General features: G+C 39.0%; 9 protein-coding genes. 4 read left to right on the plus strand and 5 right to left on the minus strand.

From position 1 onward, the window contains the following. Positions 1-30: 30 nt before the first annotated feature. Positions 31-1713 (minus strand): RagB/SusD family nutrient uptake outer membrane protein, encoded by a 1683-nt coding sequence (locus tag FZF08_RS17135; RefSeq protein WP_159470930.1) that lies wholly within the window; start codon positions 1711-1713, stop codon positions 31-33. 141 nt (positions 1714-1854) lie between these two features. Further along, positions 1855-5109, minus strand: coding sequence for a SusC/RagA family TonB-linked outer membrane protein (locus tag FZF08_RS17140; RefSeq protein ID WP_159470932.1), 3255 nt, complete (start codon positions 5107-5109; stop codon positions 1855-1857). 654 nt (positions 5110-5763) lie between these two features. Here FZF08_RS17140 and FZF08_RS17145 point away from each other — a divergent pair. After that, positions 5764-6627 (plus strand): sugar phosphate isomerase/epimerase, encoded by an 864-nt coding sequence (locus FZF08_RS17145; protein WP_159470934.1) that lies wholly within the window; start codon positions 5764-5766, stop codon positions 6625-6627. A gap of 107 nt (positions 6628-6734) precedes the next feature. On the opposite strand, the gene FZF08_RS17150 is transcribed toward FZF08_RS17145, so the two are convergent. From FZF08_RS17150 to FZF08_RS17160, 3 genes are all read right to left on the minus strand, one after another. Next, a complete protein-coding gene (locus tag FZF08_RS17150) occupies positions 6735-8774 on the minus strand; it encodes a T9SS type A sorting domain-containing protein (RefSeq protein ID WP_159470936.1) in 2040 nt (679 codons plus the stop codon). A gap of 367 nt (positions 8775-9141) precedes the next feature. Then, positions 9142-10188, minus strand: coding sequence for a hypothetical protein (locus FZF08_RS17155; RefSeq protein WP_159470938.1), 1047 nt, complete (start codon positions 10186-10188; stop codon positions 9142-9144). 3 nt (positions 10189-10191) lie between these two features. After that, on the minus strand, positions 10192-11619 hold the full coding sequence (locus tag FZF08_RS17160) for an MBOAT family protein (protein WP_159470940.1): 1428 nt from the start codon (positions 11617-11619) through the stop codon (positions 10192-10194). A gap of 324 nt (positions 11620-11943) precedes the next feature. On the opposite strand from FZF08_RS17160, the gene FZF08_RS17165 reads away from it, so the two are divergent. The 3 genes from FZF08_RS17165 (at position 11944) to FZF08_RS17175 (ending at position 17255) form a co-directional block, all read left to right on the plus strand. Then, entirely contained in the window at positions 11944-12900 is a 957-nt protein-coding gene (locus FZF08_RS17165) for an isopenicillin N synthase family oxygenase (protein WP_159470942.1), read from the plus strand. 91 nt (positions 12901-12991) lie between these two features. Beyond that, positions 12992-14179, plus strand: coding sequence for a chromate efflux transporter (gene chrA, locus FZF08_RS17170; protein WP_159470944.1), 1188 nt, complete (start codon positions 12992-12994; stop codon positions 14177-14179). Between the two features lie 109 nt (positions 14180-14288). Then, the gene (locus FZF08_RS17175; protein ID WP_229216576.1) at positions 14289-17255 is read left to right on the plus strand and encodes a glycoside hydrolase family 3 N-terminal domain-containing protein; all 2967 of its coding nucleotides are present in this window, start codon (positions 14289-14291) and stop codon (positions 17253-17255) included. The last annotated feature ends 49 nt before the right edge of the window (positions 17256-17304 follow it).

The following is a 17304-nucleotide window of genomic DNA, read 5'->3' on the forward strand; positions in this document are numbered from 1 at the left end:
TCAGTTTGAACCGAACATTTTTTTATCTTCTTATTGGAAATTAGGGTTAACCGTAGCCACTCCTGTTGAAGGATTCAGCACCGATTCATCTGCCGGTACATCCCAGTAATCAAGGAAGTTGTAGTTGATAGTCGCTTTTGTATTCACAACACCAGCCGTAGTTACGATTGTGTTTCCGTAGCTTCCACCACCATTTGTGATGTCATAAGTCCAGCCCCATCTTCTATTGTCGTAGAATGATAATCCTTTGTAAATCAGAGCAACTCTTCTTTCTTTAACCAATTGCGTAAGTGCACCGGCCAATGATAAACCTGTTCCTGCAACAGGAGCAACACCTGCACCGAAGTAAGTTCTCACAGCATCAATATAACCAAGACCGGTTTCGATATTCCCTAAGCGGATATTAGCTTCTGCAAGCATAAGTGCGTTTTCTTCATAGCTACCTGCAATGATCACTTCGTAAGCACCCACAGTTTTACTACCATAAACATATACTCCTGCCTGACCTGCACCACCATCAATCTGGTTGTAACGGGTGGTATAGGAGAAGTTGTTTTTGTATGTAGTGGCAGTACTGTAATTGTTTGTAAACCTTTTGTCGCCAGGTGTAAAATTCTGGATAAAACGTTCCTGAACTTTAAAAGTCGAACTTGTATTTACACCCGTTGCTAAGGAAGCCGCTGTACCACCCGTAGCACTAAACATATTATTACTTGCAGTACTTCTTCCTGTAAACACGATATCACCTTTTTTGATACCAGCAGTTGCCAAGGTCAAAACGTTTGTCCAGTCAGCAGCAGTCATCGTTGTTGTAGATGATTTCGCGATTTTTGCATCAGGATTTCCATTTACAAACGGAGCAAGTTTGTTTACCACGATATTACGCGCCAACATCGTATTGATATTTCTCTTCCAAACATCTTTGCTCGGGATTCCACCATTTCCTACCTGAGTAAATTCAGGGATCAATTGTCCCAGAACCGCCTCGTAATCAGGTTGACTGGAAATACCGTCAAGCGTAGTTGCTGTCAGTTTGAAATACTCGTCCGATTTGGCAAGGATTGCATCATGTAATACATAATTACTATTCGTTGCACCAACCTCGTCCACGATCAAACCAGCGTAGTATTGCGAGCCGATAGACGCATAAGCATATCCTTTCCACCAATAGCACCACGCTTTAACCGTAGCAATTTTTGAAGCCGCATCACCTGAAAAAGGAATTTTATCAACAAGGCTCAGTATGGTATTAGATGCATTATTAAGCGCATACATATTCAGCCATTGGTAATAAATGGCGTTGTTACCAGCACCGGTAGCAGCACGTGTATTGTACGTTCTGATAAGGCTGATATTGGGTGAGCCGTTTGTTACTTTCGTTCCGTCATCCAGGATGAAATAGTTGGCCACACCAATCGTAGCAACCTGGTTGTTTGATGCATCCGCTGATACATTGTCAGCCAATAGCTCGCTGTATCCCCATGGTAAAGAAAAGTAGCTGTTTCCAAGCCAGTTATCTCCGTTATAGAAGCCGTTGATATAAACGCCTCCTTGCGCAAGAGAGATCAAACCGGTTTCGGTCGTTACGTTGGCATCAATTGTTGGCGCATTAGGATTTCCAACATCCAGTTTGTCTTTGCAGCTAAAACTCCCTAAAAGTAATGTTGCTGCAAAAATCGTTTGAACAAATTTATTTTTATTCCTGATTTTCATTTTTTTAAATTTTAAAGTTTACAAATAGTAGTGAGCAATAAATCCGGCCACTACTGAATCCTGCGTTTTAAATTTTAGTAATGTTTCAGCGATTCTGCTGACAAAACTTTCTTTCGCCACGAGCGGATAACCCGCTACTTCTTAAAACCCAATATTCAACCCAACCTGATACGATTTTGTATTAGGCAAAGTACTGTGATCTACTCCTCTGTCGAAAGATGAGTTAACAGATCCTGAACTTACCTCAGGATCATATCCTGTGTATTTTGTAAACGTTAGAAGGTTTCTTCCTGTAAATACAAGCTGGCATCTGTTCAACTTAGGAATGTTGAAAAGTTTGGCAAGGTCAAGACCAAGTGAAACGTTTCTCAATCTCATGAAAGATGCATCTTCAAGGAAGTAATCTTTTGTTGCGTTGTTACCTGCGCCACTTGCGCTACCCCAGAGAGCGTAGTATGCGCTACCATAGTAAGAAGAGAACGCACCTGTTTTTCCATTGATCGTAACAGGTTTCTCGAAATCACCGTGGATACCATCACGATACATCCATTCTTTTGTCTGATTGTAAAGATGGCTTTTGTAAACCCAGTCAAACTGGAAACCAAATGTTAGGAAATTTTTGTAAGTAAAGGAGTTGATAAATGAAGCATTGAACTTTGGATTCGGGTTAGCCAAAGCGTAGGTTTCATTAGTAAACTGGATTTGGTAATTATCTTTTCTAACTACACGTCCGTCAAATATTTCGTAATTACCTTCATTAGCTGCTTCAATGTATCTTGTTCCGTCTTTTCTTTTGAAATCAAGGCTGGTCAAAGCTTTGTAGCCATAAAGCTGTCCAATTTGCTGACCACCTGTCAATACAAGAGAAGTACTTCCTGCACCTGATGTAAGAATGATATCTGCACCACCTGCAACCGCATCAATTTGTGATCTCTGATGTCCGAAGTTGGTGGTGAAATCCCATTTGAAAGTTTTAGAGCTATAAACCGGTAAGTTCAAAGAAAACTGAACACCGTTTGACGACATGTCGATTGCGTTAGTCAACTGACCTGTTGAACCGTTTGATGGCGCTATACTAACTGTATAAATTACGTTAGCACTTTTACGTTTCCAATATGTAAACGAACCGTTGATGTTGTTCAACCATGGGCTGCCTTCAATTGCGTTGAAGGTAAAATCTGTACCAAATTCTGTTTCTTTTGACACCTCAACCTGCAAGTTTGAATTGTTGGCCGTTGTTGGAATCGTATAAATCAGCTGGCTTCCAAGGTTACGTTGGCTTAAAACAGGATATCTGTCAAAAGCACCAGGTTGAATACCCGCTTCACCGTATGCTGCTCTCAATTTGAAATAAGGAAGAATGTCCGTTAATCTGGTATTCTTGATAAATGAAAGTGGCAAAATGTGTCCGTCAAAGTGAGGGAATGTAAATGGTTTTGAACCACCACCAAAAGCAGATGACCAGTCACTTCTGAAACCTGCTGTAATTCCACCATAATCACCGAAATCAACTTTTTGATTAATCAAATAACCGTAAGTAACAAATGGTTCTTTGTAATCTCTGTCAACCGCCTGAGAAGATGTTGCAGACAAGTTGGTCGGAGGAGCAAGTGAAAGGCCCAATCCGTAAGTATCGTATTCTTTGTACATTTTGTTACGATAATCAAACGAAACCTGAGTACTTGTCTGAATAGGCAATTTGATATGGAAATCCTTTTCGAAATCTGTTCTGATGTAAGCCGTTGCCAAAAAATTCTGGAAGGTTGAGCTGTATGACCACTCATCAATTTCACCTAAAAGATCAGGAGCGTAAGTACTTACATAGTTGTCGTAGTATTGCGAGTTTGCATTTTCAGATTGGTTTTTGTATGTCCATCTTGAATTTTCAGTACGGTAGTTGATACCGTATTTTGCGTTCAGTTCCAAAAACTTGTTTACGTTATAATTGGCATCGAAGTTCTGGATAATGTCAATTTTGTTATCAATACTGCTTGCATAAGCCTGACGGTAATAAGGATTACCTGCGTTAATACTCAAAAAGTCAGCAGTTTGATAGCCCGGATATGTTCCATCTGCATTTTTTCTTGTCAAATCGAAGAAAGGAGAAGTGTTAAGGAAAGAATAAACACCGCCATTGCTTCCCAAAGAATTTCCTTTTCCATAATCTTCTCCACCTGCACCACCTAAACCCGGTACCAGGTCATTTTTAGTATAAACTAACTGAGTAGTAGATCTGATTTTAAATCCTTTAAACAATTCAGTTCCTACGTTTACAGTAAGGTTACTTCTGTCAACCGAACCATTTTTCATTACCGGGCTCACCGTGTGATTATTTGCAGCAGAAATTGCAAAGTCACTTTTGTCAGATCCGCCAGAAAGGCTAAGGCTGTTATTGAAAGTAGTACCTGTTTTGAATACTTGTTTGAAATGGTCATAATATTTCAAATTGGCATTGTAAGCCTTGTCAGCTATGTTCAAAGGGTTTAGTAGTGCAAGACGTGCAGCACCGCCATTTGTATACGATATGCCTGTAATCGAACCAATGTCCGTGTAATCAAGGATATTTCCTTTTGCATCAACAATATTGTTGTTAGCATCGGTCAAATAAGGATGGAGCTTTGCTTTGTGAACATCACCTGTGTTCAAAAAAGTATTAGCCGAGTAACTGGTTGAGAAATTGACAGCCAGCGCACCTTTTTTACCTTTTTTAGTGAAAATCTGGATTACCCCGTTTGCACCCTGCGCTCCATATATAGAAGCAGAAGCTGCACCCTGAATTACCTCAATTCTTTCAACATTACTTAAATCAAGGGAATTGATATCCGTAGAAGCTATTTGAACTCCATCCACCATGATCAATGGTTTCGTACCGCCTTGTACTGTATTGATACCGCGAAGTACAATGTTTACCGGGTCACCAGGGTTACCTGATACAGATGAGATCTGAGCACCCGGAATTTTACCGATCAATGCCTGATCAATCGATGCGGTCGGCGTCTGAGGGAGGTTTTTACCTGAAATACTTTCAACCGAAATACCAAGTTTCGCCTTTGTTGTAGCCACCCCACTACCTGTTACAACCACTTCACTAAGCATACGCGAATCAGAAACTAGCTTTACATCCACGATAGCAGAATTAGAAAGCGGAATTTCCTGAGGAAGCATACCTACAAAACTAAAAACAAGTTTTCCCTTGGATGGAGCGGAAATTTTGTAGTTCCCGTCGGTGTCTGTGGTTGTTCCCACATTGGAGCCGCCTACAAGAATGTTAACACCAGGCAGTGGCGATCCGTCGTCAGCAGATGTTACTGTACCCGTAACTTGCCTGTCTTGAGCCCATAGAAGTGATGAGCATGAGCATACCCATAGGATGCTCAGTAGTAAAAATTTCTTCATTCAAATTAGTTAGTTAGGTAGAAATAATACTGCACTGAAAACCAAATTTAAATAAAGAAATAACTAATACAAGCTTCTTTGAAAAGGTTTTTTTAGAGAATATAATTTGCCATAAGTATTAAATACGCAATATTTTATTTGCCAAATGTCAAAATATACATTATATGCCAATAAATATCACTTAGATGCAATAAATTATACTCACATGCCTCTGATAAAGAATATTTTTTATTAATATCAGACAATTAAAACAGAATTAAAAAAATTGCAAATTTTTATTAATTCTGAGAAATAATAAAATTTCCGTAGAGAATCCGGCCATTACATCAAAGCTTTTGCGAAATTTTGAAAATATATGAGTAATACACAAAATCTCTAAAATGTAGCAATTATTAGATTAATGACATAAAACATTTCTTTAAGTAATTAGAAAACTATCGGCACCTATGTAGATCTCGATCGATATAGCGAAAGAGACTATACGTGAGACAGGTTTCGAATGATTAAGTAATTGTCGGATACATAACTACGACCTACACAAATAGAAATCATTTAACAGTATTTTTTTACACGTCTGATCTTTTGATTTAACTTCTAAAAATATTAGGTTTTTGAAGAGTCGGGTATTATTCCAAACTTTATACTTTGTCATCTATGAATAAAATTGCTATCTATTCCGGTTTCATTTTGGCTTCGGGCCTTTTACAGCTTAATGCTGTGGCACAGTCCAGGAAACCATTATATAACAAACCTGTTGCGGCTCAGGCCTATACTTTCAGGTCAAGTTTTCCAAGAGGAATTGAAGCCACGCTGGATACGATCCAGTCTCTTGGAATCGTCGAGCTTGAAGGCGGCCCTCAAAAAGGAATGTCTACCGAAGAATTAAGAAAACAACTAGATAAGCGAAATATAAAAATGCCGTCGATCGGCGCGGGGTATGAATCGTTGGTAAACAACCCACAGGAAACTATTGATAACGCCAAAATCCTTGGAGCAAACTTTGTGATGGTGGCGTGGATACCTCATGAAAAAAATAACTTCACGATTGAAACTGCAAAAAAAGCAGTTACCGACTTTAACAAAGCAGGAAAAATATTGAAGGAAAACGGTATTACGCTTTGTTATCATAACCACGGTTACGAATTTCTGCCTTACGAAAACGGAACACTTTTTGACTATATCGTAAAAAACACAAATCCTGAATATGTTTCTTTTGAAATGGATTTGCTTTGGACCGCTTTCCCGGGCCAGGATCCGGTAGCACTGCTCAACAAATACGGGAACAGATGGAAACTGATGCACCTTAAAGATTTAAGAAAAGGTGTTAAAGGAGATAATACCGGCGGAACGCCTGTTGAAAATGACGTTGCGTTGGGAACAGGGCAGATCAATATTCCCGCTGTTTTAAAAGCTGCAAAAAAAGCAGGTATCAAACACTATTTTATTGAAGATGAAAGTCCATCTTTCATGAAACAAGTTCCTCAGACGATCGCCTATATTAAAGGATTAAAAGAATAAACTTTTTTCCTGAAACTAACCGTTTACAACTTCTTTCATCAAAAAATTTAAAAACGAATGCCGTATCAGGGTAAGATCTGATACGGCATTCGTTTTTATAATATTATTTAATTGACTTTAACAAAGCGAAGCGGTGCATTCTGATCGCCATGTAAGACTTTCACGAAATAATAACCCTGGCCAAGCTTGCCAACGTTGATCCGGTAAGAATTCTGACCTGATGTTACATTGATGGTAGAAGTCGACAATTTAATTCCTGCCATATTATATAATTCTATTCCGCTATTACCCGAAGTTCTTGATGTGAACTGTACATTTACGAAATCAACCGCTGGATTTGGGGAAATAAATGCCTCAGATAATAAATCGAATTTTGCTGAAATAATTCTGCTCTTCTCAAATGTTCCATCATAATCAATTTGCTTCAATTGGTAATAATTAATTCCCGGTTCAGGATTTTCATCCAGGAAATGATAGTCACCGATTTTTTGCTCGGTCAGCGCCAATTTCCCGATTGTTTGTGATGCATTCAATTTACTATCGTTAAAACGAATGATTTCAAAACCTTCACCATTTTTCTCACTCAACACTTTCCAGGAAAGGTCTATACCTTTAGATACAGGAGTGGCTACAAAATTTGAGACTTCTATAGGAAGTGGAACACCCAAAGCAAAAGCCCTTGAACTTGGTACAGAATTACATGAACCACCCTGAATTTGAAGCTGATAATTTCCATCCGGCAGGTTGGTATAATTTACCGTTGGACGGTTACTCTGCGGACTAACACTGCTTTGGGTAACTAATGTATTACCCTGCATAATTTTCCAGTTAATGACATAAACACCGTCACCGTCAAACAGAAAGTTCAGGCTTGATTTTGTTACAGCAGCAACCTCGGTAACCACTGGTCCACGATTACAGTCTATATTAATTACAAAACTTTGAGAACTAACAGAGGAACTGCAATCACCACCTTGAATTTCAAGTGTATAAGTGCCGTTTACAATATTGCTGAAAGTAAGGGCTGCATTGTTAGAAGTCAGAGTGCCTGTTTTTCCGCTGGCCAATGGTGAGCCCAAACTATTTTTTATCACCCAATTAAGAGTAGTAATTCCAGTTCCGGCAAAATTTACGTTAAGCCCGTTTGCGGTGATATTTGTAATGGAAGAAATCGTTGGCCCCCCGTTGCACGCAGGTGCCGTAACTGTAAAGGGAAGACTGGTAACACTTGATGTACAATCACCACCTTCAATTTCCAATGTATAATTTCCCATGTCAAGCGAGGCGAACGTCAGGTCCACAGTAGTGGCGTTGGATAATGCACCCGTAGTCCCGGTTCTTATCTCTGTACTACCAGATTTAATTTTCCAAGCTACATTTGGAATGCTAGTGCCGGCAAAATTGAAACGCAGCGAAGTCTTTGTAATATTTGTGATGTTTTGCAACGTAGGCCCTGATGTACAAGTTGGTTTATTTACGACAGGCGTGGCTAAAAGTGGTTCACTAGGCCAAAAACAATTTTTCACTTCGTTCTCACTTAGTGTAAATCCCATGTTCGGATTCATCGAACTTCCGTTTTCTAATGCAATTGTCTGATAAATTAAATTCATGCTAAGTGATCCATAATTCCCGATATTAAATCCTTCACGTTGAAGATTTACTCTTAATCGGCCGTTAAGCACTCTTGCATACTGAAAAGATTTGACGCGGTCTCCACCAATATAAACCCCGAGATAAAGCGAATCTTTGATCAGTTTATTATTACAAGAAATTGCATTTCCTACTTGGGGTTTAAGGTAACCGTTGGTAAACGTGCTAGGATCTGCTGCATTGACACAGCCATTTACGATAGCGTTTCCGGCAGTATTATTTGGGAATAAACCAGTATCCAGATAAAACAAAACCGCAGTGTTATCATGTGCATAAATTCCGCTATTTTCCTTTCGAATATAAATTCGGTTTTCAACAATTAACGTCCAGACCCTGTCTCCATTATCCTTTCCAAGTAGCTCTCCGTCGGTCCATCTGCGCCCCCCACAATCCACCTGCACAGCTGCAACCCGATTTGTCTGCAAACTATCGTACGGCGTTGCGGCCACCAGTACAAAAAATGCACATACATAAATTAATTTTTGTAAAAGTTTCATAGTCAAATTAGTGGTAGTTGAGAAGTAAAAAAATTGAAACAATAAGTTTTAATCAGCTTTCGCTGACATGTAAAAACGGGAAATTGAAAATTAAGGAAATACAGAACTGAACTACATTTGTTAAAAATGTAAGTGACAGTTCAATGCATTGGAACAGGTTATGCTGTCTTTTGGAGGGATTTATAAAGGCAAATATAAAACTATATGTTAGAATACAATAGAATATATTCTACATTAAACAAGTATATTTTCTACCTAAATTTCCGAGAAGATAGTAACTAAGTCTATAATAAAATAGAAATCTATTCAAATTTGCTGTATTGGCACATTTGAGATCTCGCTTCATATAAAAGAGTGCAGGAAAAAATTATTTCTCACTCCAGGTTCTTACCAATTCGTTGGTTTTTTGGAGCCAGTAACGCTTACCGGAAACATTCCAGTGGCCATCACTTTTATGAAACCATTCAGGATGTTTTCTGATGGTAGCCTGCACAGAAATCATTGGAGTTTCAAGCAAAGGATTGTTTTCTATGCGGGATATCTGATGATTATATTCAAATCTGTCATTTTCACAAACGGTCACTTTATTGGGGATAAGGCAAAAATAGACCTCAGCAAAACCACGGTTTTTGTAATAAGTTCTGATTGTATTAATGTGTTTTACAACAGAATCGACAGAAGCTTCTGTAACTTCATGAAATGGAGAAAGAACACTTTTTTTATCTGCTTCAATGGTATAAAAAAGATACTGATGATTTCGCGAAATAATGGCACCCGTATGTGTACGATCAAACCAGCTCAGCATAATAGCCGATTTTAATTCCTTTAATTTCAAAAAAGGATTAAAATTGAATAAAAGAAATTCTATCCGCTGATTGATCTGATCACCAAACTTGTCCCACCAAAAAGAATTTCCCTCGTCTGGGTTTACGATTTCTTTTTCGTTTGAATCACCCTTAATCTGGAATCCTTTTTTGATATACAATCCTTCGTATTCCTGTAATAAACGCTCCTGAATTGTACGCTCAATGACTTCTACCACCAAAATAGATTTTTTTGCAGTATCCAGTTTTACGGTATCAACATTAACACCCAGCCAGATATGGAAATTTTTATCACCGGCGTAAAAACTGGTATCCATCGGTGTAAAACTATCGCCAATGGTATACAAATCAACATTGCTGTACCTTGTTTTAGGTTTGTCTGTTTCTACCAAAGAAGTATTTTTCGCAAAATCAACTTCTTTAAATTTCAACAAATTTGAAGTATTGTAAAGATCTCCAAACCGGTACTGATCCGGAATAAGGCCTTTTGCAGCAATTTTCCGTTGCATCGCAGGTGACAGACTTACAAAGAATACAGCTCCTGAAACAAGAAGCAGTGATAATCGGATCAACTTATTGATATATCCCATGGCTTAAAATTGGAAATAGATAAATTGATTGCTGGTGAAAACACCAAACAAATAACAGCAAAAGCAGATCAACGGAAACAAAATCCAGAACAACCGGGTCTCAGGAATATATCTGGAGAAATATTTATCCTTGACAATCAGAAGAAGCAGCAATCCCAGAGAAAAAATGAACTCACCTGCATTCATGTCAATAACAGGAATGCCATAATCAGAGATATCAAAGATTTTTCTAATTATTTCAAAAGCTTCGGAAACACTATTTGCTCTGAAAAATATCCATGCAAAAGCGACCAGTAAAAAGGTCCAGACAATATGAAAAAGTCTTACGGGTACAGGGCCGCCTTTCCCAACATGCTCCCTTCTGAAAATGGTATGTGTATTAAAAATTTGTGCAAGAATCAGATAAATTCCATGAATACATCCCCATATAATATATTTCCAGTCGGCACCGTGCCATAGTCCACTCAATAAAAATACCATCATAGTATTAAAATAAACTCTGCTTTTTGCCCGTCTGTTTCCTCCTAAGGGTATATAAACGTAATCGCGAAACCAGGTTGAAAGTGAAATATGCCAGCGTTTCCAGAATTCGGAAATGGATTCGGCGAAATATGGCGCGTTAAAATTGGTCATCAGCTTAAAACCCATTACACGGGCTGTTCCTATGGCAATATCCGAATACCCTGAAAAGTCACAGTAAATTTGAAAACAATAGAAAAAAGTTGCTATTAGAAGCGTGGAAGCACTTTGATGGGAAACATCCGAATAAGCAGCATCCGTTACCAAAGCCAATCTGTCGGCAATTACCACTTTTTTGAACATGCCCCAGGCTATAAGTGTCAATCCGGTTCTTATATTTTCCCAGTCGTAATCAAATTTTTCCCGAAACTGCCAAAGGACATTTTGAGGTCTTTCGATCGGCCCAGCCACGAGCTGGGGATAAAAAAGAACATACAATGAGTATATTCCAAAATTATATTCAGCTTTTTGATTTCCACGATAGACCTCGATGGTGTAACTCATGGACTGAAAAGTATGAAATGATAATCCGATCGGAAGAATTAAAGCTGGAAACATTTCTCTAAGCGGAGGTATTTCATTTTTCTGACCAATTAGTTGAAGTGCGTGCGTTATATTGTTATTAAGAAAATCGAAATATTTGAAAAAGGCCAGAAAACCAACATTGGCGACTAAACTCAAAATAAGAAGTAGCAGGCGTTTCTGACCTTTTGAATTTTCGATCCAGATCCCTGCAAAGTAATCGATGACAATAACGACACCAAGAATTATTAAATAAACCGGGATAAAAGAGGCATAAAAATAAGCACTCGCTGCAAGCAAAAGTACCCATCTCAGTTTCCAGGGGATGGTGTAATATAGTGTAGTGACAAAAATGAAGAATAGTAAAAAGTGTAAAGAATTAAAGAGCATTTGCTTTGTTGTAAGTGTTAATATCCAATCCAAATCAAGACAAAACTGCACCAAATTCGGGTTTTACGCGGGGGCAAATATAGAAGTATCTCTTTAAAAATCGTATTTCTTTAAATTTTGAGCGTATTTTTTCTATTAAATGGTTGACAAAACAATCGTAATATTAACTTCTGAAAGCTAACGGGTTGCTTGTATAAGATTATCAAAAACCGGAAAATACGCAAATAACAAACTGCTTGTTATTTGCGTATAATAAGATGGAATGTTCGTGTCAATTAGTTGCATGAACAAGAGATTGTTTTATACTTTGCATAAAAAAGCATTATGGAACCTGCATTATTAAACGAAGTACCATCGCTGGACCTGGCGGACTACACCTCGGGCGATGCCGTGAAAAAGGAAAAATTTGTAGCAGACTTAGGCTCTGCCTTTACCAATATAGGATTTGTTGCTATCAAAAATCATGGTCTTAGCGACGTTTTAAGAATAAAGCTCTACGAAGCCGTTCAGCGTTTTTTCTTCTTACCAGAAACAGAAAAGAAGAAATACGAGCATCCAGAATTGTTTGGTCAGCGCGGATATATCGGCAAAGGAAAAGAAACGGCAAAAGGTTTCAAGGTAGCTGACCTTAAAGAGTTTTATCACATAGGCCAGCCTGAACCTGTGGGTGATATGGCCCATAACGTTTTTCCTGACGAATTCCCGGAATTTGAAGAATATACCACAGAGGTATACCGGACTTTTGAAAATGCCGGTAAAACTTTGCTAAAAGCCATTGCAGTATATCTGAGACTGGAAGAAGATTTTTTTGAGGATAAAGTTAAAAACGGCGATAGCATTCTTCGTGCGCTTCACTATTTCCCCATTGAAAATCCTGACCTGGTACCCGACGGAGCCGTTCGCGCCGCTGCACATGGAGATATTAATCTGATCACATTATTGATGGGCGCCAGTGCCGAAGGACTTGAAGTTTTGCGCCGTGACGGAAAATGGATTGCCATAACTGCACTGCCGGATCAGATTGTTGTGAATGTAGGTGATATGCTGGACCGCCTGACGAATCACAAATTAAAGTCAACAATACACCGGGTTGTAAATCCGCCGCGTGAAAAAATGGGTACTTCACGTTTCTCAATACCTTTCTTTATGCATCCAAGAGCTGATATGAACCTGGCTTGCCTGGAAAGCTGTGTGAGTGTCGAATTTCCTAAATTATATGTAAACATGACCGCAGGTGAATTTCTGGACGAACGTTTGCGTGAACTGGGACTTAAAAAATAATCATAGTCTGCTCGGAGCGTCATTCGAATTTAAATATGGACAATCGTAAGTTGATAACTTACAAGTCCTGAACCCTTTATCAGAAATACCTTTGAGTAGCCCCATCCGTCGTTTTCGTTATATCATTTATCTTCTGGACATCCTTTTGCTGTCATTTACAGCATTTGGAGGTCCACAGGTACATCTTATGATGATGATTGAAAGGCTGGTAAAGAAAAGGAGATATATCACAGAAGAAGAATTGCTTGAATTACAGGCACTTTGCCAGATACTTCCAGGCCCAAGTTCCACACAAACGGTCACTGCTATCGGTTTAAAAATCGGCGGACAACCTTTGGCTTATCTCAGTTTACTCGTTTGGTCGCTGCCTGCCATGTTGCTGATGACGCTGGCTGCAATCGGTGTTCACCTTTTGGAACAGAAGAAAATCTCACTTTCCTTTACCCGTTTTGTTGGCCCTATGGCCGTTGCATTTTTAATGCACGGAGCCTATGCCATTGCCAGGAAAGTGATACATAATTTGCAGGGATGGAGTTTTCTGATCATCTCTACGATTCTGGCCTATTTATTTCCGTCACCTTATATGACGCCGCTTCTCATCGTTTCCGGTGGAGTTGCCGCATCTTTAAATTTCCGGCAGCATGAAAAAATGGAACGTGGCCCGATCAAAATTACCTGGCGCCCGCTGATTTTCTGGATTTCCGTTTTGCTCGTCGCGGCCGGAATTGGTACGGTTACCAAATCTTTGCCCGTTCGTCTTTTCGAAAATTTTTACCGTAACGGAAGTATGGTTTTTGGCGGAGGACAAGTTTTAATCCCTATTCTATATAATGAGTTTGTCGAATTTAAGCATTATCTGACCGATCAGGAATTTCTTTCCGGAATGGCTTTGACGCAGGTAGTTCCGGGTCCTGTTTTTTCTGTTGCTACCTATGTTGGAAGTTTATCCATGCAGTCTTATGGAATAACCGGACAAATTATTGGTGGTTTTGTTTCAACGGTCGGTATTTTTTTACCTGGAACATTTTTTATCTTTTTTGCATATCCGATTTGGGGACAATTGAAAAAATACCGCGGAATACGTGCTTCTCTTGACGGTCTTCACGCTACAAGCTGCGGACTTACAATTGCCGCGGCGATATCACTTTTCGAGCCTATGACCGTTGACTGGCAGTCTGTACTTACAGTTGTAATTACATTGTTAATTCTTTTTTATACTAAAATTCCCTCATATCTGCTCATCATTTTGGGACTCCTTCTGGGATTATTAATTTCCTAATTACGCTCCGAACCAATACTTCCGGCTTTCAATCTAATACATCACAAGCGTTGCTTTAATCCATTTGTTTTCCAAACTTTGGAAAATTGATCCTATTCTTTTCCATTTCATGAAAAAAGCTATAATTTTCTTCGTTTTTCACCTTTCGATGTTTGCTTTTAGCAATTCAAAAGCTCAGACTACGACGCCACCCCAATTTTTAAATAAAAACCGTCAATGGGTAGATTCCGTTTTTGCTACCTTAACACCCGATGAACGAATTTCCCAATTGATCATGGTTGCCGCAGTTTCGGATGTAAAACGGGCATTGATCGACCCCAAAACAAGTAATCCTGCTTTTATTGAAAAACTGATCCGGGAAAATAAAATCGGTGGAATCGTATTTTTTCAGGGTGGACCTGTGCCGCAGGCTAAACTGACAAATTATTACCAATCTATTTCCAAAGTTCCTCTTTTGGTCGCTATGGATGCCGAATTTGGTTTGGCTATGCGGATCGACAGTACAGTTCGTTACCCTTATCAAATGACCTTGGGCGCAATTCAGGGAAATGATGATTTGATTTACTTGATGGGAAAGCAGGTAGCACAACAGGCTAAACGCCTGGGCATGCACATTAATTTCGCGCCTGTTGCTGATATTAACAACAATCCCAACAATCCTGTTATCAGTTTTCGTTCTTTTGGAGAAAACAAATATAAAGTTGCCGAAAAAGCGCTTGCCTATATGAAAGGAATGCAGGACAATGGCTTGTTAACCAGCGCCAAACATTTCCCTGGCCACGGCGATACCGGCACAGATTCTCATTTTGATCTGCCCGTAATTCCGCATAATCTGACAAGGCTTGATACACTTGAACTTTATCCTTTCAAGGTTTTAATGAACAATGGTTTGAGTGGTATGATGATCGCCCATCTTAGTATTCCGGCTTTGGATAATACCCCGAATCTACCATCTACCTTGTCAAAACCAATCGTTACAGATTTGCTGCGCCTTAAATTAGGATATCAGGGTTTGATCTTTTCCGACGCCATGAACATGAAAGGCGTTACCAAATATTTTGCTGATGGAAAAGCAGATGCCATGGGTATAGAAGCTGGGATGGATATCCTGGAATTTACAGAAGATGTTTCCAAAGCTGTTGCTGAAATCAAGAAAAGTATTGCCGAAGGAAAAATAACCCAGGCCGAAATTGATTTTCGTTGCAAAAAAGTCCTGGAAGCAAAAGCCTGGGTTGGCCTGAATCATTATAAACCGGTAGATCTTGCTAATTTATATGAAGATCTTAATCCCAAATCAGCAGAACTTACGAATCGTTTGCTAACTGAAAAAGCACTGACGATTTTAAAAAACGATGCAAGCATACTTCCTCTTCAAGAAATTGATACGATGAAAATTGCCTCGGTTTCACTTGGTGCCGACACACTTACCGTTTTCCAGAAAACACTGGATCTTTATACCAAAGTTGATCATTTCTTTATTCCGGCAAAGGCTACTCCTGCACAAATGGAGCTGGTTCGTGCACAATTAAAAAATTATAATGTGTTATTGGTTGGGGTGCATTTGGGAAGTATTTCTCCAAAAGTAAATTATGGACTCACCGATCAAATGAGCTCCATGTTACAGGAATTGATGGCTACAAAAAAAGCTGTTGTTTCGATTTTTGGTAATCCTTACGTTTTAAATAAAATCCCGAATGCAGAAAATGCCAAAGCACTGGTGATGGCATATCAGCTCACACCTTATACGCAGGATTTATCGGCTCAACTTATTTTTGGTGCGATTCCGGCAAAAGGAAAACTTCCGGTTACCGTTAATACACAATTCCCTTACCTGGCAGGAATTGAAACGAAGGCTTTGGGACGTTTGAAATATACAATTCCGGAAGAACTTGGTCTGGATTCAAAATTGATCACCTTCAAAATTGATTCAATTGCAAACCTGGCTATTACAGAAAAGGCAACCCCGGGATGTGTGGTGCAACTTGCCAAAGACGGAAAAGTATTTTTTAGAAAAGCCTATGGAAAACATACTTATGAAGGAACTGCCAATGTAAAACTGACCGATTTGTACGATCTGGCTTCGGTAACAAAAATTACGGCGTCAACCCTCGCCCTGATGAGTTTGTACGATCAGAAAAAGTTTGATCTCGACGCAACGATGAAAGATTATCTTCCTGAATTTAAAAAATCAAATAAAGCAGATCTTACCTGGCGCAGGGTTTTGACACATAGTGCACGTTTGAAATCTTATATCATGTTCTGGAAGGAAGCTGAAAACCCTGATGGGACTTTGAAGAAAAAGTTTTTCAGTACCAAACAATCTGGCAAATACCCAACCTCGGTAGTAGGTGATAGTCTTTTTATTCGTAAAAATTACATTAAAAAACTTTACAAAGGCATTAAGGATTCTCCGCTAAATAAGGATGAAGGATACGTTTATAGCGATTTATCTTTCCTGCTATATCCAAAAATCGTCAAAAGTTTAACGGGTGTTGATTTTGAAGATTACCTGAAAAATAACTTCTACAGTAAACTGGGTGCGACTACCTTAACTTTTAATCCTAAACGTTTTTACAAACTGGAAGACATTGTTCCTTCGGAAAGAGATACATTTTTCCGTCAGACTTTAATTCACGGTCAGGTTCATGATGAAGCAGCGGCGATGATGGGTGGTTTGAGCGGTCATGCAGGACTCTTTGGAGATGCAAATGACGTGATGAAAGTTTGGCAAATGTATTTACAGAACGGATATTATGGCGGTCAGCAGTTGTTGAGCAAAGATGCTTTATTTGAATTTACACGGTATCAATATCCTGAAATGGGTAGTCGCCGTGGACTTGGATTTGACAAACCAACATTTAAATATTCAGGAAATGCGCCAAAATATGCACATCCAATGAGTTTTGGCCACACAGGTTTCACAGGAATTATGGTTTGGGCTGATCCATCCAACAACCTGAATTATGTTTTTCTTTCCAACCGCGTTTATCCAACAAGAGAAAATCCAAAAATCTCCCAGCTGAATATCAGAACAGCGATCATGGACGTTGTATATGAAGCTTTGAAAAATAAATAAGAATACTTCTTTGCAATTATTTTGAGGAGGTCTAGTGGCCTCCTCTTCT

This window comes from Dyadobacter sp. 3J3 (assembly GCF_009801115.1).
Classification (GTDB): Bacteria; Bacteroidota; Bacteroidia; order Cytophagales; family Spirosomataceae; genus Dyadobacter.

What these genes read in the sequence shown, in the direction of transcription:
- FZF08_RS17150 (WP_159470936.1), bottom strand. Translation starts at nt 8,774, where the DNA reads ATGAAACTTTTACAAAAATTAATTTATGTATGTGCATTTTTTGTACTG.
- FZF08_RS17140 (WP_159470932.1), bottom strand. Translation starts at nt 5,109, where the DNA reads ATGAAGAAATTTTTACTACTGAGCATCCTATGGGTATGCTCATGCTCA.
- FZF08_RS17165 (WP_159470942.1), top strand. Translation starts at nt 11,944, where the DNA reads ATGGAACCTGCATTATTAAACGAAGTACCATCGCTGGACCTGGCGGAC.
- FZF08_RS17160 (WP_159470940.1), bottom strand. Translation starts at nt 11,619, where the DNA reads ATGCTCTTTAATTCTTTACACTTTTTACTATTCTTCATTTTTGTCACT.
- FZF08_RS17145 (WP_159470934.1), top strand. Translation starts at nt 5,764, where the DNA reads ATGAATAAAATTGCTATCTATTCCGGTTTCATTTTGGCTTCGGGCCTT.
- FZF08_RS17155 (WP_159470938.1), bottom strand. Translation starts at nt 10,188, where the DNA reads ATGGGATATATCAATAAGTTGATCCGATTATCACTGCTTCTTGTTTCA.
- FZF08_RS17175 (WP_229216576.1), top strand. Translation starts at nt 14,289, where the DNA reads ATGAAAAAAGCTATAATTTTCTTCGTTTTTCACCTTTCGATGTTTGCT.
- FZF08_RS17135 (WP_159470930.1), bottom strand. Translation starts at nt 1,713, where the DNA reads ATGAAAATCAGGAATAAAAATAAATTTGTTCAAACGATTTTTGCAGCA.